Consider the following 20,140-nt stretch of genomic DNA (forward strand, 5'->3'; position numbering starts at 1 on the left):
ATATAAAAAATTAATCTGGAATGAGAGGAGATATAGAATCGTGAAAAAAAGAAGATTTTATGAAGTCCTTATAATATTTATTGTGCTTGCTTTTAATAGTTGCGGAGAAAATACAGATAAAGAAAAAACAGAGCTGAACTCTGATAATAAAACTAATAAAATCAGCAGTAGAAATAATGATCAACATAATGAAATTGATAATAAATTAAAGAACGGAATAACAAAAGAGAATATTACAGCATTAAATGATTATGCTTATGAGTTGGAAAAAAGGGGAGAGTTAAAAAAATCGAAATATTTATTGGAGAAAATATTGGAAAAATTTCCTGATAGAGATGTTGCAAATTTGAATTATGCAGATGTGTTATGGAAATTAAAGGAAAAAGAAAAATCTGAAAAATATTATAATAATTATATAAAACTTTTAATAAAGGGAAATAAAATCAAAAAGTTGTTATCTAATAATAAAGAAATATATTTTTCAAATACGGTAAAATTAAAAAAAGTAATTTCAGGATATGTTAATAGTGATAAAAATGAAGATTATTTAATAGAGTATTCAAATATAACTGATGATAGATTTGATATAGCAAATGGAGGTTCTGGGGAAGATATAGAATTTACAGACAGAGAATATAAAAAAGGTAAAAATACAAAATGTTTAAAGTTTCTGGTAAGTGTCGGAAATGATTATAAAATATTTGATAATTGCAAAGTAATAATACCGTTGACTTTAAGAGGGTATGGCGGAAGAGCTGGTAGTCAAGTATATTATGAAATAAAAAATAACAAGTATATAATTTTCGACAGAAATATGGACTCTAATCAAAGTTTCAGCGATTATTATATAGAAATAATTTACGATAAAAACAATTTAATTGTAAGCCAGATCAAAAGTAAAAGTTATGAAAAAGTTACTGATACTAATGGAAATAATAATATAGTTGAACGTGAAGAAAATATTCATAGGGTTAATAAAAAAATTGAAATATTTGATATGTCGAAAGAGGGTTTTTAGGTATAAAAAAGTGGGGGAAAGAAAATGGAAGTAACAATAGAGCAGTTAAAAAAAATGTTTCCTGGAGGAAAAGAAAAATTATTTGTATCAACAATAGATGAAATAAATAAATGTTTTAAAAAGTTTAATTTAGATTCATGTTTAGCTTATTCACATTTTTTTGCTCATTTTAGACAAGAAACAGACTATGTTAGCTTTGAAGAAAGTTTAAATTATAGTCAAGAACAGCTGATAAGTACATTTTCTAAATTTAGAAACAATAGAGAATTAGCAGTAAAATATGGGAGAAGTCATGGGAAAAAAGCTAATCAGGAAATGATAGGTAACATAGCTTATGGAGATAGAAAAGAACTAGGAAATAGAGGGATAAATAGTGGAGATGGATATAAATATAGAGGACGCGGATTGATACAGGTAACAGGAAGAAGTAATTATATGCAAGCAACTCAAATTTATAATAAAGTTTTTGAAGAAAATATAGATTTTGTTTCAAATCCTGATTTGATACTACAACCTAAATACGCAGTAAGAGCATCTTTTGCAGATTTATTAAACAAAAAGTGCGAAACATATGTAAATATTATTGAAGAAAGTAAAAATGGAATTGAAAAATATAGAAAAGCTTTTGATTTAATAATGGATAAAATAAATAAACATACAAAATCTAGAGAAAAAAGATGGAAATATTTTAAAGAGAATTTTATGACAATATTTCAATGTTCTGTAAAAGATAAGGTAGTTCTTAAAAATGATTCTAATGATGACAATAAAAATATAAATAAACAGTCAAAAACTTTGGAAAAATCCAATGTCAAAGGGGAGGCAGTGGAGGATAAAGAAGGAGTCTATATTTTTAACGGTCAAAAATTTCAGGAAGTATGGGATAATGAAGAGTATAAAAAAGACAGAGCGGAAAATAAGAAAGCTCCTGATATAGTTTTCGTTAATTCAAATGAAGTTGTACTTAAAAGACTTCAGGCAAAATTTCAGGATGAAAGTATGTATAACAAGGATTATGTCAAATATATTGAAACAACTACAGCGAAAAAAGTATTGGATGAAAATAAAGAAGATATAAATGTAATCCTGAAAATTTATGACGAAGCGACAAAAAATAACGAAAATATAGGAAATGTAATAAGACAGCATGGATTTGATTTATTGAGAGGAAGAGACGGAATAAATGAAGTATTAAAAATACAGGACATAATATACTATATTTTTTCATACCCTATCCCGAATAAAAGTAAAATAGAATCGTTGGAATATGTATTGAGTCAGTATTCGGCGAAATATGTATTGTTTCCCGATCGGAAACCTTTAAGGGAAAATAGTGAAAATAAAGAATTGAGTTTGGAAAAAATAAAAAATATAGTAAATGAAGTAAACACGGGTAATGAAAATGTTTCAGAAAGAAAAGTAGAGAAGAATAACCTTCCTGAAAAGTACAATAAATATATGGAAGGAATAAAGGATATTGATGAAATAGTAATAAGAGTGACTAAAAAACCTTCTTCGGAATTTTCAAAGATGAAATGTGAAAATTTGATAAGAGAGTTGGGAGAATCGGACGAGCATAGAAAAAGTTATTTGACAGACGAAAACGGAGTGAGACATTTTCCTCTGGCAAGAAGGCTCATAGACAATATAATAATAGAGTTTTTAAAAATTCAGACAGGTTTTAAAGAAGAAAAAGAAATTAAATATTTTGATAATCATAAATATAAAGACAGTAATATTGTGAGAAATTATTTATTGTGGTATGTTGAAAAGCAAAACGGGATTGATTTACCTTCAAAAAACGAAAACGGACTTTATAACAGATTGGAAAAATTGGGAAAGGAGATGAGGGTAACTACAATTTTGAACGACTGGATAAATTCAAAGTCCGCAATTAAAGTGAGAAATATAAGAAAAATAAGCAATCTTATAGACGAAGTATACAGTGAATATAGGGACAATAATGATTTTGAAAAGGATAAATCAATAATTCATAATTTATTTAAAGACAGTAAAGAATTGAGAGATTATGCTGCGAATATTGATTCTATGGATTTATACTCTTTCTACAGAAAGTTTTATGATTTGAAAAATATAGTAAAACCTAATCAGGAGATGTTTGTAAATGATAATTGCATGTTAAAGTGTACACTGGGTCAGGATATAAGCAGACTTATAATCGCTGAGGATAGCGTAACTCTTAAAGGGGGAAAACAGGCAAATATAAATGATAAAAAAATAATGCCTTTTAAAATGTGCAAAGCTATCGGAATCTGTAAACCTGAATTATTGGCAATGTGGGAGAAAAATACCGATGTAAAAGTCAGAAATCATCCTGCATTACTTGATATCTCTACTATACAATGTAAATACGGGGGAACTGTAAGCATAGATGATGCAGGGCAGAAGGAAATGGGTACCGCAGTTACTGAAAACAAAAAAACCGAGGAAGCTCAAAGAGATGCCGATTGCGAGTATAAATTGTTAATAGATATTTGCAGAGATATAAATAATAATTTTATGCAAACCGAATTGAAAAAATCTTCTCAAAAATATGCAAAATGGAGAAAATACAAACAGGAAACTGAAAAAAGAGCTGTTGAATATTTGAAAAATGACGTAAAAGAAGTTCTGGGAATGGGGAAGGCTGACGAAAAAAAGAAAAAAGAATACGAGAAATTTGTAAAAGATAATAAGAAAAAAATGGAAATAGCAAAAACAGAAGCGTCGGAAACAAGAGAAAAAGAACTTAAAAATAAAATAATGTCGACATTTTTGGAGGCGAATAAGAGAGTAAAACAGTTATCGGGACCAAAACTGGATACGAAAGGGGTGATCAGAAAGTCGGGAATATCATTATGTGATTATGAAAGAAAAAATTTTTATTCAGCTAAAATATTGCCTGCAATAGTATACGGTTATTTAATGAAAGCAGGGAATCTTAATATGGATAGTCAGGAAAGGCAGACAATAGAAAATGAACTGAATAAAGATGCCGTAGGAATAGGGACTGTAAATATAGATTTGACAGGTTATGGAATAGACAGTAAATTTAAAAAATCAAAAGATAGTCAAAAAATGAAAATTCCGAGTTCGGAAATAATGACTTGGGTAGGTATAGGAGAATCTCTATACGCAACAGTGAAAAATATTCCTACAGAATGGGATATTCAGAATAAAATAAGGGAACAGGGAAAATCTGTGGGAAGATGTCCATTCAACCAAATGGAATGGAATCAGAATCATAAGGAAAATAAACCTTTAAAAGATGTACCTCCTTTGCCTGAAACAGTGACAGAAAAAGATAAATCTGATAAGATTTCATCAAATAAAGAAACAGGTAAAATTGTTCCCGATAAGAAAAATGAAACAGGCAAAAGTTCTTCTAAAGATTCTGCGGAGTCTTTCTGTAAAGGAGATAATTGTCCTCATGTGGGGGTTGAGAAAAAGGCACCTTGGATTAAAATAGCACAGGAGCAATGTGAAAAATATAAGGGTAAAAAAGAAGGTAATGAACCTCTTTATAGCCAAATAAAAAATGTTTATTTTGTAATAGCCAAGCATGAGAAAAAAGATCCGACTAAGGAGGCATGGTGTGCAGCTTTTATTTCTTATTGTATAAATAAAGCAGGCTTTAAAAATTCATCGTATCCTTCTGTAGCAGGCTATGATTGGGGTGTTGCACCAAGAAAAGGACTTCCGAGGCGAGGATGGTTTGAAGGAGAAAAAACAAAGCCTTTTGTGGGAGCAATAGGAGTTTTTAAATGGCATAACGGATATAGCCATGTAGCTATTCTGATAGGAAAAACACCGAAAGGAGCTCATGTTTTTTTAGGCGGAAATCAAAATAATGAAATCAATGTAACAGCATATTCTGAAAAAAGAATTGACTATTACATGAAACCTAAAAGTTATACTATATCTTCAGAAGAATGGAATTTACCGATAATAACAAAATATAAAAATTCAGGTTCAATAGGCTAGAAATGATAGAAAGAGAGGAAAAATGAAAAAATATATAATAATTTTTTTGATTTTAAGTACGTTAAGTATTTCCGAAATAAAATATACAGGAAATAAGTATGAAAAAATTAAATCACCAAAATATACTACTTATGATACAGAATTGAAAAGTTTAAGAAGAGTCTTGCTTGTTATTGCAAATGCAAGAGTTAATAAAAGGTATGTGTTGGAAAAAAATGATAAAGATATTTTTAAAGGGAATCCTTATTATAATAATGATGAATATTTAAAGCAAACATCAAAATTATTGCTTAGTTTAACAAATGAACTTAAACAATTGAATTATCGACATGAAATATTTAAAAAAGCCAATATAAGAGGATATGAGTATATTTGTTCTCTTGAAATAACTGAAAAGCCTACTCGCATAGGTTATATTGAAGGAGAAATTTTTGGGACGGTAACTTGTAGTTCGGAATTTGACGATATGAGCAGATTTGATGAAATTTATTTGAAAAAGGTAGGAAACTCATACTATATAATGGATTGGTTTATAAGCTAGAAAAAATCTCATTTGAAAGGAAATTACTATGCAAGGGGAAAGGGAAAGAGAGGAACTTGAAAAGAAGTTGCTTGGAAATTCAAGCAGAGAGCTATTTTTTGAGTTGAAAAATGAAACAGATAAAAGATTTTCCGAAATTAAAGAAAAATTTTTTGAAGTTCAAAACAATAATTATGAGGAACTTTTTATTGAAACGTTATTAGTGGATGAAAAAGAGGCATATAAATTCGGAGGAGCTTTTTATCCTATAGTAAGTGAAAATCAAAATATATCCGATATTTTTAATGAAAATATATATTTTGAAAATATGTATTTGGATGTACCTTATTATCAGCTGAAAGATATAGAAGAAGAAACGTTTAATGCTTGGATACATACTGATGATGAAACTTATGAAATAAAAGTAGTGCTTGAAAAAGATATACGATATGGGGAAAAGATAAAAAGACTTTATGAGGCATTTGAGCTGAACGGACAAAACTGGAATACAGTAAATATGTCTCATATAAAAAGAATGTATCGAATTAAAGTATCGGATTATGATTTTGAAATGACGGATAAAATATATGAAGGGGTTAAAAATAAGAAGTATAAAATAGATTATGATTTTGAGTACTATGATGATAATGTAATAAGAGGAAAGAAGCTGCTTTGGAATGTGGAAGAAAAACAGATAAAAAGTACAATTTTTATCCGTCCCACAAAAGTTGATATTTCATTTGAGTATATTTTGAAATTTGATGAAAATGAGAAATTATTAATTGAAAATAATGATAAAAATGATATTTTGTGTTGTTATACAGAAAATAAAAATGAGTTAAGTATAATTTCCCGAAGGGATGATAACAGTATCTGGAAAGTATTTTCAATAAAATCGGTAGAACTATGCAGAAAAATTATGGAAATGAATTTTAATAAGGAAAATCTCGATTATATTCATTTTACAAATTATAGAGAAATCAGTTTTGTAGATAAAATAAGAAAACATTATAATAATGAAAATGGAATAAGAAGCAAAGCCTATTTGGAAAAGAAGTTTTTTGATTATGAGTTTATAAAAAATAATTTTGAATTAAAAGACGTTGTTTTTAATAAAGAAAAGGAAAAAAATATAGATGTTTATAATTGTAATGAATTTGTAGAAACTGATTTTGATTTATTTCAGAAAAAAGGGAAAATCGTATTAAATCTATTTGTGAAGTGTTTAAACAGAAATAAGTATACAGAAGATATGCTGAGTTTTATTGTTTCGGAGATACAATGGAGAATGCCTGAATACGATTGTCGAGGATATCTGATATGAGTAAAAGAAGAAGAGAAGGATATGAATATATATGGTGTCCAAAAGTTGACATAAGTAACGTCATATTTTTAATAAAAGAAAATGCTTCCCCTTATCTGGAAATAAACAGTGATTTTATAAACGAAGACTTTCAGGGAGAGAATAATATTATAGAAGTGAATCCTTATATAAGATTTAATCATATATTTTCGGATTTTCTGTATACTTTTAAAAATATCGAAGAGAAAAAAGGATATTCGGATTTAATTAATAAAAAATTTAAAAATAATCTTGAGCATAATGCTCTGGCATACTTGAGAGAACTTGATTTTGTAACAGGAACAACTGTTGCTGATATATATTGCGAATATATATTAAAAGACATAGAAAAAGGGAAGTTTGGAAGAAATATTTTAAAATACTTTCGGAGAATGTCGGAAGAAGATAGAAAAATAGCAGTTTTATTGATTTATAACAATATTTCGACTAAAATTGAGAACAGAAAAAGTTTTGAACTTGGGATAAAATACTTTTTTCCTGACAGTATTATTTATATGGACAAATTTGAGGACAATAAAATAATTGTTTATATAAATTATAAAAAAGATAAAATAAATACAGCAAAAATAAGGGTTTTAGAAAGTCTGTTTTTACCGTTCGGAACGACTTTGAAATGTTATTGGGGGCATCATTTTGGTGTGATTGGTGTAAATGATACTATGAAAATAGGGGAAGTATCAGTATTTTAAGGAAGAGGGGGAGAAATGAAATACAAAATAAAAATAACGGATAATCAGAAGAAAGAAATAAATATAAGTGAAGATGAAATCATAGAAGTAAAATATAATATCGGATTAACGGAAAAAAATGATTATGCAAATAACAGAAGCTCTGTTGAAATGGAAATAACAGGAAAAATAATTTCCAATTTGGAAAGTACTGATTCGGGAAATTTAGGAATAAACGATGATTTATATGAAAAGAATAAGAAAAATATTATTGATCTGGTAAGCTGGTCCGAATCTTATCTGGGGGATAATGATTACAGAAATATTGAGGTAGATGTAGATTTAGGCTCCGATAAAAAAATAAATTATAAATTTTCCGATATGTTTGTGCATAATTTTTTTCAGGAGCTCAGTATTGAAAAGGGGATCGGACTTTTTGTAATAAAGCTGAAACAGAAATTTCATCAAAATCACAAAATTGAAATAAAGTAAGATTGGGGGAAATATGGTTAATTGGGAAGGGATGTATGAGGGTAAGGATATAAGTATTGTTTTAGACGGAAAAAATCTGAACGGATTTATATTAAAAGACTTTGTTTTGGAAGAAAGCATAAATGAACATCAAAAATTGAATTTGCAGATAGAAACAGATATAAGTCAAAAAAAGAATTTGGAAAATACAGTTTCTAAAGAAGATATAGAAGTAAAAATAGAACTTCGTGAAATGAAAGGGAAAAGAAAAATATTTCAGGGAATAGTTGATTATTTTGAAGTTCTGGATTATGGAAGTGAAGGGTGCAGAATTTTGATTGAGGCGTTTTCAAAAAGTATATTACTTGATAGAAAGTATGAGAAAAAATACAGAGTATTTCAGGATATAAGCTGGACCTTTGCGAATATTATAGAAGAAATAAATAAAGACTATGTTGATAAAAAAATAGAAATAAAATATTCGGATATAGCACAAAAACCTGTAAATAGCCTGATTATACAGTATGATGAAACCGACTGGGAATTTTTAGCAAGAATATCAAGCCATTTGAAAACAGGAATGTTTGTAACCGAAGACGGAGTAATAACCTTCGGAATTATAGAAAACAGCGAAATAAAACAGGAAAATAGATATTTTTCTGATTATTCAATTGTAAGAGAACATAAAAATTTATATTATAAAATAAATTCGGGAAAAGCAATAAGTTCAGGAGATACAATATCTATAAATAATGAAAAGGATAATTCGGATAAGGGAAGTAATCTGACAGTTTTAAAATCAAAAATATTTTTGAAAAATTATATTCTGAAAAGTAATTTTTTAGCTACAAATATGGAAAGCTACCATATATACAGGAAATATAATGAAAAAATAAAAGGAAGTGCGATAGAAGTAAAGGTCGAAAAAGTGTTTGAAGAAAATAATATAGCTAAAATGGAAGTGACATTTTTTGAAGGACTTAATAAAATAGTACATGAAAAGGGAAAAGATTCTGAAAATAAAAATAGGGCCTATAATGATTACGGAATAAAAAGAATTCCTTTGGGTTATCAGACTTTCTATTCTCAAACGAATACAGGATTTTTCTGTACTCCGGAAGTTAATGACAATGTAGAAGTATATTTTCCTTTTGAAGATGAAAATTTTGCAAGAGTTTCATGGGCAATAAACAATGACGGAAACGGAAGATTCAGTAATTATGAAAAAAGAAATTTTCATATAAACGGAAAAGATTTTAATTTCAACATTGATAAAAATAGTGTAACGGTAAATATAGAAGAATCTTATACAAGAAACTCAAAAACGAGTAGTGAAACAGCAGAAAGTTTTGTAAATAAAGGGATAAAAAATCTGGTAGTAGTTTCAGATGATTATATCGGAATAGAGTCTATAGGAGAAATGTCGGTATACGGCAAAAGTATTGATATTGTAGGGAAAGAAAAAGAAATCAGAATGGAAACACCGGATGAAATAAGAATAAAAGGGAAAAAAGTGCATACTAATTAATCAGGAAAGGGAAATTTTTCAAATTTTATCAGTGTTTTCCTATGTGACAGGATTTGTTTATTTTTGTTTGAAATCAGATAATAAAAAATATTGAAAATTATATTTAAAATATTGTATAATTTTAATATAAATTATACGAAAGGAGAAGTATAATAAATATATTAGCAGTAATAAGGCTTATATATCTATTATATAAAAAATTATGAAAAAAATAATTGTTTTTGTTATGTTGTTACTGTCGGTACAGTTATTTTCAGAGGATTATAAAGTAATTCTTAAAAAGAATGTTACTTTATCGGAACAGGATTTGAAAAAGAATAATAAAGAAATAGAGATTGCAGCAAAAAGAGATTATAATTTGATTAAGGAAGCGTCAATGGAAGGCTTTCGAAATGTATTTTCTCAAATATTTCAGTCGATAGAGCCTGAGGATGGTTCCGATAAAGAGCTTCTTTTGTTTTATCAGAAAAAAATATAAAAATTTTATTCTGATTTTTTGAATATGTATATGAAAAAATCTAAAGTAAAAGTAGAGAAAATAAGATACGTAACAAATGATGTGGTTGAAGTTACATTGGAAATACAAATGTTGGATATGAGCAAAATAATGGAAAAAACTTTTAAAAATATGAGAAAAGACGGAGTTTTAGGAGGTGTTAAACCAGAAGAAATAGAAAGAATGAGTCAAAAAGAACTTATTGATAAAGTACTGACAAGAGAATTTGATGAAATGAAGAAAGCCATAGATACTGTTAAAGATTACTCGATTATGAAAGCAGGTATTTATCTGGAAAAAGATAATAATAAATGGGGGATAGCTGAGTTGGATGAAAAAATACAGAATATGAAAGATATTTATAAAAGTGCAGGAAAAAAATAACCTATAATTTAATGAGTAAATATTTGAACGGATGTGAGAGAAACTGTTGAAAAATAAGTGATATTATTTGATACAGTTTCTTTTTTGTTTCGAAAAAATTAAATAAAAATTATTTTTTTGTAAAAAAAGTATTGACAAAAAGAAAAGTTTAAAGTAAAATAGATTTGTTATAAAAATAGATTAAAAAATATAATTATAGATTAAGTGTTATATTTTTAGAGAATATTTATAAAAATAGACGAATTTCTAATAATTTAAAATGATAAATAATATATACAATTAATAAAATAAAAAACTATTGGCAACAGTGAAAAGTAAAAGTAAAATTATAATATAATAAAACTATAAGAATAAAAAATTCAAATTTAGAAATTCAGTTCTATTCAAAAGTAATCAAATTTTAAATATTATATATGAAAGGAGAAAGTTTATATAATTTATTATTTTAAACTTTAATAATATATGGCAAATAAAAATTTTATCAATCAAACGAATAGAACGATTCTATTTGAAGAAATAAATCCTGAAAAAATGGATTTAATAACGTTAATTGATGATTCTAAAGATTTGGATTCATTGGATGATGAAAGAATAATTGAAATCAATAAACACCTTTTGGTCAGCAGCTTTGATGAATTTTTGACAAAATTTGAACCTAAAGTTTACAGTTATTACAATGCGGAAACTCAAAGTATTAAATATATTTTAAAGAAACCTGAAGGCATTCCGGAAGAATTGATAACCGAAATAAAAATCGATAACGGAAATACTTTTTTTAAAATGTTGAATACTCTTATTGAAGCAAGAAAATCACAAGGAAACAGAAACGTGGATTTCAAATTTGAAAATATCCTTGAGCTCATTTCACCTAAAAAAGTAATAGAAGATATAAAACAGACAAGAAAAGAAATCGCATACATATATAATAAATACGAAGAACTTGATGAAGGAAATCCTAAGAAACTTGAATACGGGGACAGATTAAATGCAAAATTTGAGGAAGCATCTCAAAATTACAGTAATGTACTGGGAATGTTGCCTTTAGCAATAGAAGATATAAAAACAAGACTGCTTTTAGGACATGATGAAAACAGCTTGAAATCCGAAAAGATAAAACTTGGAATGTTACAGGTGGGAGATAAAGGAGAGCTTGAAGTAATCGAATATAAACAGGAAGAAACGAAAGACCTTGCTCTTATTGAGGAAAAAAACAGTACCGCTTTGGTGGAAGCTTTCAGAGAAGACTATAATGATGTAGCCGAAGAGCCTAATCAGTATATAAGTGATTTGGTAGTAAGAACATTTGTACCTTTGGCAAAAGGAGTAGTTGCAATAGAACCTTCACAGGAAGTGGAAAATTATAATAATTATCTTGAGTTTTATAAAGCGGCACAGGAAGATTTTGTGAAGATAGCAAAACCTTTAATAGAAAAACTGTTAGGTGTAAAAATGTTCTTTGAACAGTATAATGCTAAAGTATCTTTGATGAAACCTACATTACTTGTAACGAATATAAAGGCTGAAATGATAGTGAAAGCCGGAAATAAGGAAAGACTCCAGTCGTTTTTCAATACTGTAAATGCTAAAAATGATTTTGACAATGCAATATGGTTCGGAATATATCCTAATGTTGACTTGGATATAAAAAAAGGAGAAAAGAAAGTAAGAGAAAGATTTAAAGGGACTAAAAATGAGGAAAAATCTGAAAAGAATACAATAGAGTCACTTACAAATCTTATGAGTGTACTGTCGGAATATAAAGTACAGGTATTTTTCAATTTTGAGGGAACATATGAAACATCGTTTGATAATCTTGCGACAACAGGAGTGGACAAATATATAGAAAAAACAAGAATGTTGGAAGATCAGAAGTATTCCGAGTATTTAGTTCCTGCAATTCCGAACTTTACAATAATACCGAAAGATAAGTCGGGAGTTGTACTTGACTTTAAGATGAAGTATAAAGATGAAACAGGAGTGGCATTATCCAAAGAAAAAGAAGATTTACTGAAATTCTGGATAGAAGGAGTATATATAGATGCTTCTTATGTTGCTGCAGGAATAGTAGCGGCATACCAATGTCCGAATTATTTGAAAGACAGATTTAATAATGTATCGCCTGTGTATCCGGGAGTAAGATTTGATATAGAAGCCGAAGATAATTCATATAAAGCAAAAACGACAATGTCAAAAGAAATATCAGGATTTACTAATACGATAAAAGATAAAATAAATCAGTTCAGTTACGGCTTTATATTTTCATCTGACAGTGCTCATTTGAAAAAAGAAAAGATAAAAAATATAGTGGTGTATAAAGCCAGAACACTTGCAAAAAATGTAGACGGTAATTATGAGCCTTTGTATAAGACTTTGACGACAACATTTATAGAAAGAACATTAAGATTTGTAACGACAGACTTTAAAGAAGATAAACTGAACTTTTTCTTCAGTACAAATCCCGAAAGCCAGAAATCGGTATGGATAAAAGACGAGAAGTTTGTAAACGGAATAATGCAAAAAGGAGACGACTTGTCGCATGTTATAGATGAAGACAGTAATGTATGTCAGTTAAATATAGTGTTCTCAGGAAATGTAAAGAACTTGCAGGTTGAAATAAACAAGAATTAATAATATGATTTGTAAAAAAATTATAAATAAAAATTTAGGAGGTAAGTATGGGATTCAGATTAAATGTAAAAGGACAGGGTGAAGAAATTTTATTGGAAAAAGAAAGTATATTGGATGTAAAATATATTTCGGAAACACCTGATGACAGTAATGCAAGAGCAACGGATTTAGGAGTAATATTGGAAATAAAAGGGAAAATATTGGCGGCAACAAACGGAGAAGCTGCAGACGATACAAGAAAACTTGCACAATGGTCTTTGATTCCTGCAGAATCGAGTGATGCGTATAGACATGCAACATTGGAAGTAATATCGGCAGGACAGATGGTAAGAAAAATAGACATGAACAATGTATTTGTAGTGGACTATATAGAAACATTCGGAGATCAGGCGGGAACAGGAACGTTTACGCTGAAAATAAAACAGAAGAAAGAAAAAGTAAAAGAAGTTGCGATTGAAGGTGGATACGCATCTCAAGAAGCATAAGAAAACAGGGAGGCAGATTACACGAAAATCTGTCTCCTTTTTTCTAAAAATAAGAGAAATGAAAAACATACTTATCAGTAGTTGATAGTAAAAATAAATCTTATGTGTGGGAGAAAAAATGAATTATTATGAAATATTAGGCATTTCAATAGAGGCGGATGAGAATGAAATAAAGTCTAAATACAGAAAACTGGCCATGAAATATCATCCCGACAGAAATCCTGATGATAAAAAAGCCGAAGAAATGTTTAAAAAAGTAAGTGAAGCATATGAAGTTCTCGGAGATAAAGAAAAAAGAAAAGAATATGATAAAAAAATATTGAAAACAGGAGAAGAAAAGCAAAATTCCGAAAAGAAGAAAACGGGAGCGGGAGGAGGGGGAGATGCGAAAAAAGGAGCAGAAGCTTTTTACAGAAATTTTTCGGCAAATCCGAAGGATATAAAAAATATGTTTGAAAAAACGTTTAATGTAGATGAAATGAAAAATTCGGATAAAGAAAAGATGAAGGCTTATAAAAAAAATATGGAAAAAAGTTTTGAAAATTTTTTCAGACCTAAAAAAAATAAATAATTAAAGAAAGGAAAAAGAAAATGTTTTGGAGAATAAGAAGTTTTTTAAGCAGAATGAGAAGTATGTTCAGACCGACTTCGATCGGAAGAGGAAGTTTATACAGACTGGAAAGCATGAGAAGAAATGCCGAGAGTAAGAGTAAAAACGGTAAAACAGAAGAAAAAACAGTGTCCATGTCTGTAGATAAAGGGATAAAAAAATACGAGAAAAGACAAATGGAAGCAAAAGGAGAAAGACAGTACAACTTTTTCAATGTAAGAAATACGGTGATAATGATAATACTGGTTTTAACATTTGTATATATTCATTTTTCAGGATATTCGACAAAAAGTCTGTATATAGCAATATTTATTTTTATAGGGTTGACGCTGTACCTTCTTGTAGTGGAAAGATTTAAGGAAAGAGTGGAAGTCGAAGAAGAAATAAAAGAAATCAAAAATGAAAGAGAAAGAGAACATAATGTATTTTTGGATAAAGTAAAAGAAATAGAACAGGTAGAAAAAAATCAGATAGAAAATATAATATTGAAAAATTCTGAAGATTACGATATTAAAGTATGGAAAGTGGGAAGAGCGACTTCGCTTCTCATAGGAAAAAGAACACCGAGAAACAGAGTGGATATAGATGTGAGTGAAGGAATATATTCAAATCTTGTAAGCAGGGCTCACGGAATATTAAATAAAGTGAACGGAGTCTGGTATTATGAAGACTTGGGATCGCAAAACGGAAGCGGAATAGAAAAGAGTTCGGACAAAAGAAAGATAAAAATCAGAAAAAATACGCCTGTCAAAGTAGAGTCGGGAGATATAATTTATTTGGCTACAAGTAAATTGTTATTGAAATGAAACAGATTTTTTGGAAAATAAAGTTTAAAAATATAAAAAGTATAATAAAAACAGGAGGAAAAGAATTATGAAATTGGAAAGATGTAAGAACGGACATATGTATGATGCGTCAAGATACGGAGCGACTTGCCCTTATTGTAAATCGGAAGGTTTGGAAGTAGAGATTAAAGAAGATAAAATAAATCTGGTTGAGGAAATGAATGACGATGATAAAACGACTGCATACTGGTCTAAAGATACAAAAGTGGATCCTGCAGTAGGTTGGATAACTTGTATAGAAGGCCCCGATAAAGGACAGGACTTCAGAATAGTGAGCGAAAGAAACTTTATCGGACGTGGAGATGATATGGATATTCAGATAAAAGGAGATTCGACTATCTCGAGAAAAAATCACTGTTCCATAAGTTATAACCCGAAACAGAGAGTATTTATGCTTTCTCCCGGACAGTCAAACGGACTGGTTTATGTAAATAACGAGGCTTTGTACGACACGAGAGAATTGAGAGCTTATGACATGATAGAAATAGGAGAAAGCAAATTTGTGTTTGTAAATCTGTGCGGAGAAAATTTTGATTGGAATAAAGAAAAGGTTTCTGATAAAGAATGATAAATATATTAAAATACGGGATTTTTATGTATACAGTTTTAATTTCGATATTACTGTTTTTAATATTATTCGGTAAAATCAGGAAGAAAGGTAAGCCTGAAAAGAAACAGAAATCGAAAATAGACATAACCGGAATGAAATGGATAGGAAAGAGAAAATTACAGGAAGACAGTTACGCCGTATTTTCACCTTCAGATGAAGAGCATATACTCATAATAGCTGATGGAATGGGAGGCTATTCTGAAGGTCAACTGGCAAGCCAGTTTTCCGTAAATAGATTTTTGGATTTGTATTCAAGAGGAGATTTGAAGATTCCCGAAATAATAAAAAAAATAAACGGAGAACTGTTAAATTTTTCGGAAAGTCTGGATTTGAAAAACAGAATAGGGACTACTTTTCTTGTGTGTGAAATAATATTAAATAAAATGAGAATATTTTCGGTAGGAGACAGTTCCGCCTACATAGTGACGAAAGAATATATAAGAAAGATTAATAAATCTCAAAATAGAGGCTCGTATCTGACAAATTATGTAGGATATGAAGATTTTGGCGAAGAAGGAATAAATGTAACGGAAATAAATTCTATGAAACTTGAAACAGATGAAAAAACAGGAAGTAAAAAGTTTCCCGTAATTATACTTATGTGCAGTGACGGAGTGGATAAATACATGGAAACGGGAACAATAAAGAGGATCATAGAAGAAAATATAAATAAGACAGGTAAAGAAATTACCGAATTGATAATGAATACATTAAAAGAGAGAAGAAGACTGAATCAGGATAATGCAAGTATTATTTTAATAAAGACGGATAATAAATATTTGCAGAAAAATGATGTGATTTTGTAATATGAGGAGAAACTGATGAGAAGAGAAGAGGCAAAATTTACGACAAAATTTGTGAGTGAACCCGGGACAAAACCGAAGAATAATGATTATTTCGGATATGTTCAGTTAGATAATTATGCTGTTTGGGCGATAGCGGACGGATATGATGAAGAAGACGGAGCAGCTATAGCGTCAAAACTTGCGGTAGAATCGGCGATAGAATATTTTATGCTAAGACCGAGATTTAATCCTGAAGTAATAAAGGAAATGATGGAGTATGCAAATCTTAAAGTGAAAGAAAAACAGGAAGAAACCGAGCGTTATTCTTTAATGCATACGTCACTTTTAATAGTAATAAGCAACTATAATTCGATATTGTACGGGAATGTAGGAAATACCCGTCTTTATCATTTGAGAGGCGGCTATGTCATGTATCAGAGCAGTGATGACAGTATAGCTCAGTTACTTGTAGAAGAAGGGGCATTGAATACAAGGGATATGAAATATCACAGACAGAGAAACGATCTGCTGCAGGCAATAGGAGATTTCGGAAAGATAAAGCCCAATGTCATAAAACATCCTGTGCAGTTACAAGAAAAAGACGTGCTTTGTCTTACAACTATGGGATTTTGGGAAAATATAGATGAAAGAGAAATGGAAGTAGAACTTTCGAGATACGACGACAAATCAAAATGGCTAAGATCATTGGAAAGAAAAATAATAGCGACATTGCGTGACGAAGTGGAAAATTATACATTTGCAGCGGTGAGCATAGAAGGAGTGGCAGCACCGGAGCCGGTAGAAAAAGACAAAAAGAAATTTTGGATAAAAGTAGCGTTAATATCTTTGGTAATTCTGCTTCTTATTTTAATGCTGACATTTTGGAATATAAAAAAGAGAAACGATATTATAAAAAAGGCGACAACATATGAGCAGATGGCTGATGAGGATCTTATAAAAAAGGATTTTAATAATTCCATGGAAGAATTGAAACTGTCCATAGGAGAATATGAGAAATTGAAGCCTAAGAGCAGAGGAATAATAGGATTTTTCGTTAATGCCAAAAATAGAAGGGCGGACGCTGATAAAAGAATAGACGGAGTAAGGAAAAAGATAGAACAGACGGAAAAATTAAAACAGGCATTTCAAGATATAAGTGAAGGGAATGAATTTTTTAACGGAGGAAGATATGACGAAGCCTCGAGAAAATATCAGCAGGCGAAGTATAATCTTGAACAGAATACATACAAAAAAGATGAACTGAATACAGAAGAAATACTTGTAACATTGAATACGAGAATAGATTCGTCATCAAAACTGAAAGAAGCACAGTCAATGGAACTGGCAGGGGACAGTGCATATACAGCAGGAAACTATAATTTGGCAAAAGAAAGTTACAAGACAGCTTCGGATATATATTTGGTAAACGGAAGACCTGATTATGTATCAAGTATGGAAAGAAAAATATCGGAAATAAACGATAAGGAAAAGACAGCATACAGTGGAGCAATGTTAACAGAGAACAGAGGAGATATATTGGCACCTACGGACTCTAATATGTCAAGGGAAGCGTATTATCAGGCAAGACAAATGTATCAGGTGTTGGGAGACAGTGCAAAGACGCAGGAAATAGATAACAAGATACAGGAACTTAATTCAAGACAGATAGCCAATTTGCAGACAGCAAGTAATATGGTAAAAGAGGGATTGGACCAGATAACGGCAAATAATCCTTCTGAAGCAATAGCTTTACTGACTAAAGCAAAAGCTATATATCAAGGGTTACAGGATACGAATAATGCAAGTAATGTGGATAATTACATAAAACAGGCACAGGAATTTATAAAGTTTGAAAGTGATACAAAAACGCAGCTGGCAAATCAGGAAGAGCAATCAAAATTAGAGATACAGGCAAAAGAAAATGAAATAATAGCTGAAAAAGAAAGACTGGAGAAGATAGCAAAGGATATAGAAAATGCGACCAACCTTGAGATACAGGGAGATCAGATGTTCAGCCTGAAAAGATATACGGAAAGTATACAAAAGTACAGTGAAGCAAAGAAAATATTTGAAAATTTAAAAGCAGCAGGAAACTTTAATGATCAGACGAACAAGATAGATTATTTAGGGAAAAAGATAGTAAAAAGCGAAGGATATTTGTATGAAGAGCAGGGAGATACCGAAAGTAAAAACAAAAAATGGAAAGAAGCTGAAAAGAAATATCAGATGTCAAAAGACAATATGGAGCTTTCGGATGTGAGCACGGAAGATAAGAAAAGAGTAGAGAAGAAACTGAAAAACGCTACAAAAAAAGCTAATAAGAAATGGTGGGAATTTTGGAAATAGGAAAGTAAATTTAAAAAAGTAGGGAGATGAAATTGATGGAAAATCAACAAACAAAATCGGTAGAATTATTTTAAAAAATTTACAATTATACTTTTTATGACTTGTTATATAATCGTGAGATTTAAAATAAATCTTGTCGTATACTGATAAGCAATTGTTAATTTTAAATAAAAAAGGAGGACCTTAAAATTGAAAATCGGAAAAAATAAGTACAAGACATTCTTTTTTAAAGAGTATGCGGGAATGGCTGAAAAGAATACTTATTCGGCATACATTCCAAGCGATGGGAAGGGGCTTTGGGTAACGGTTGTAGACAGTGAAACTGAGGAAAATTTTGCAAAAGCAGGAGTAGAAGCTGTTGTAGAAAAGTATTTGGAAAACTCGGATTTTTCTATGGAAAATATGAACACTTTCCTTAACGTGGCTAATAAAAGGATTGTTGAAAGTAAAATTTCCAAAGGAAAAGAATATAATAAAGGATTTTCCATACTGGCGGTAATAGCCGAAAAAAATGAAATAATTGTCGGAAATATAGGCAAAACAAAATTTAAGATGTTCAGAAATAATGAAGTTTTTGAAGAAGTTTCGGGAGATAAAATAAAGAACATTATACTTGAAAAAAATGACTATATTTTAGTGGGAAGTCCTCTGTTTTGGGAGTCGATAAACGATACTGAAGTTTCCGACATGTTAATAAGTTCGGGCAGTAAAAAGGAATTGGAAAAACTGTTAAGTGAAAAAATAGAAAAAAATGAAAAGTTAAGAAAAATGTCTATTCCTTTTTTATCTGTTTTTGTAGAAGATTTGGAAGAAGAGAAAATTGAAACTGTAATTAAAACCGAAGAAAAAAGGACAAATCCTTTAAAATATTTATTGATAATGCTCGTTTTACTGTTTTTATTTATTGCTATAGGAAAAACAGTACAAAATAACGGGTATGTGAAAAAAGCAAAAGAGCATATAGCTTTATCGGAAGAAAAATTTAAAAACAAAAGATACAAGGAGTCTGTAAATGAAATAGACGCGGCAATACTTTATTATAAAAAGATAAGTCCTCAGAATAAGAAAACAAAAGAAAAAATAGACGAACTTCAAAAGAAAAAGGAAACGGCCGAAAAAGAAGAACAAAACCTTATTAACAGCGTTAATAATATTAAGATTACAGTTCCTGCGGTTGAGCCGCCTAAAGCACCCGAGCCTGTAGTTGTTGAAGAAGAAGTCGTTGAAAAGACTGAAGTAACAGTTGCTGACGATAATGTAAAGAAAAAGAAAACAGTAAAAACGAAAAGAAGAGAAAACAGCAAAAACAAGAGACAATCGGATTTGGATCGTGAGATTCAAAGGAACTGGAAAGCTCTCGGAAGAGACAGCAACGGAAATAAAAAGAATAAAAACTGAA

At 29.8% G+C, this 20,140-nt stretch carries 17 protein-coding genes; all 17 read left to right on the plus strand.

Annotated features, from left to right (window positions below; genetic code table 11):
- The first annotated feature begins 40 nt into the window (after positions 1 to 40).
- Positions 41 to 1,018 (plus strand): tetratricopeptide repeat protein, encoded by a 978-nt coding sequence (locus FVE72_RS01010; protein ID WP_006806853.1) that lies wholly within the window; start codon positions 41 to 43, stop codon positions 1,016 to 1,018.
- A 24-nt stretch (positions 1,019 to 1,042) separates the two neighbouring features.
- On the plus strand, positions 1,043 to 5,002 hold the full coding sequence (locus tag FVE72_RS01015; protein ID WP_051411708.1) for a PAAR-like protein: 3,960 nt from the start codon (positions 1,043 to 1,045) through the stop codon (positions 5,000 to 5,002).
- A 22-nt stretch (positions 5,003 to 5,024) separates the two neighbouring features.
- Positions 5,025 to 5,543, plus strand: coding sequence for a hypothetical protein (locus FVE72_RS01020; protein ID WP_006806856.1), 519 nt, complete (start codon positions 5,025 to 5,027; stop codon positions 5,541 to 5,543).
- A 28-nt stretch (positions 5,544 to 5,571) separates the two neighbouring features.
- Positions 5,572 to 6,846, plus strand: coding sequence for a hypothetical protein (locus tag FVE72_RS01025; RefSeq protein ID WP_026736912.1), 1,275 nt, complete (start codon positions 5,572 to 5,574; stop codon positions 6,844 to 6,846).
- Positions 6,843 to 7,574 carry a hypothetical protein gene (locus FVE72_RS01030; protein WP_026736913.1) on the plus strand — a complete coding sequence of 244 codons (732 nt, stop codon included), beginning with the start codon at positions 6,843 to 6,845 and terminating at the stop codon, positions 7,572 to 7,574. The genes FVE72_RS01025 and FVE72_RS01030 overlap by 4 nt, the downstream gene beginning before the upstream one ends.
- A 15-nt stretch (positions 7,575 to 7,589) precedes the next feature.
- Entirely contained in the window at positions 7,590 to 8,045 is a 456-nt protein-coding gene (locus tag FVE72_RS01035) for a hypothetical protein (protein ID WP_006806861.1), read from the plus strand.
- A 13-nt stretch (positions 8,046 to 8,058) separates the two neighbouring features.
- Positions 8,059 to 9,552: a contractile injection system protein, VgrG/Pvc8 family gene (locus FVE72_RS01040; protein ID WP_026736914.1), complete on the plus strand. Its 1,494-nt coding sequence runs from the start codon at positions 8,059 to 8,061 to the stop codon at positions 9,550 to 9,552.
- A gap of 202 nt (positions 9,553 to 9,754) precedes the next feature.
- Positions 9,755 to 10,030 (plus strand): hypothetical protein, encoded by a 276-nt coding sequence (locus FVE72_RS01045; RefSeq protein WP_036055978.1) that lies wholly within the window; start codon positions 9,755 to 9,757, stop codon positions 10,028 to 10,030.
- Positions 10,031 to 10,060: 30 nt separating this feature from the next.
- A complete protein-coding gene (locus FVE72_RS01050; protein ID WP_155830839.1) occupies positions 10,061 to 10,432 on the plus strand; it encodes a hypothetical protein in 372 nt (123 codons plus the stop codon).
- Between the two features lie 462 nt (positions 10,433 to 10,894).
- Positions 10,895 to 13,060 carry a hypothetical protein gene (locus FVE72_RS01055; protein ID WP_026736915.1) on the plus strand — a complete coding sequence of 722 codons (2,166 nt, stop codon included), beginning with the start codon at positions 10,895 to 10,897 and terminating at the stop codon, positions 13,058 to 13,060.
- 47 nt (positions 13,061 to 13,107) lie between these two features.
- On the plus strand, positions 13,108 to 13,545 hold the full coding sequence (locus FVE72_RS01060) for a hypothetical protein (RefSeq protein ID WP_006806858.1): 438 nt from the start codon (positions 13,108 to 13,110) through the stop codon (positions 13,543 to 13,545).
- A gap of 118 nt (positions 13,546 to 13,663) precedes the next feature.
- On the plus strand, positions 13,664 to 14,116 hold the full coding sequence (locus FVE72_RS01065) for a DnaJ domain-containing protein (RefSeq protein ID WP_026736916.1): 453 nt from the start codon (positions 13,664 to 13,666) through the stop codon (positions 14,114 to 14,116).
- Positions 14,117 to 14,136: 20 nt separating this feature from the next.
- On the plus strand, positions 14,137 to 14,961 hold the full coding sequence (locus FVE72_RS01070) for an FHA domain-containing protein (RefSeq protein ID WP_026736917.1): 825 nt from the start codon (positions 14,137 to 14,139) through the stop codon (positions 14,959 to 14,961).
- 67 nt (positions 14,962 to 15,028) lie between these two features.
- Positions 15,029 to 15,568: an FHA domain-containing protein gene (locus tag FVE72_RS01075; RefSeq protein ID WP_006806857.1), complete on the plus strand. Its 540-nt coding sequence runs from the start codon at positions 15,029 to 15,031 to the stop codon at positions 15,566 to 15,568.
- Positions 15,565 to 16,416, plus strand: a complete 852-nt coding sequence (locus tag FVE72_RS01080; RefSeq protein ID WP_026736918.1) for a PP2C family protein-serine/threonine phosphatase — start codon at positions 15,565 to 15,567, stop codon at positions 16,414 to 16,416. Before FVE72_RS01075 ends, FVE72_RS01080 begins: the two co-directional genes overlap by 4 nt.
- A gap of 15 nt (positions 16,417 to 16,431) precedes the next feature.
- The gene (locus tag FVE72_RS01085) at positions 16,432 to 18,741 is read left to right on the plus strand and encodes a PP2C family protein-serine/threonine phosphatase (RefSeq protein ID WP_026736919.1); all 2,310 of its coding nucleotides are present in this window, start codon (positions 16,432 to 16,434) and stop codon (positions 18,739 to 18,741) included.
- Positions 18,742 to 18,930: 189 nt separating this feature from the next.
- Positions 18,931 to 20,139, plus strand: coding sequence for a hypothetical protein (locus tag FVE72_RS01090; protein ID WP_026736920.1), 1,209 nt, complete (start codon positions 18,931 to 18,933; stop codon positions 20,137 to 20,139).
- Position 20,140 lies beyond the last annotated feature (1 nt).

Source organism: Pseudoleptotrichia goodfellowii (genome assembly GCF_007990505.1).
Lineage (GTDB): Bacteria > Fusobacteriota > Fusobacteriia > Fusobacteriales > Leptotrichiaceae > Pseudoleptotrichia > Pseudoleptotrichia goodfellowii.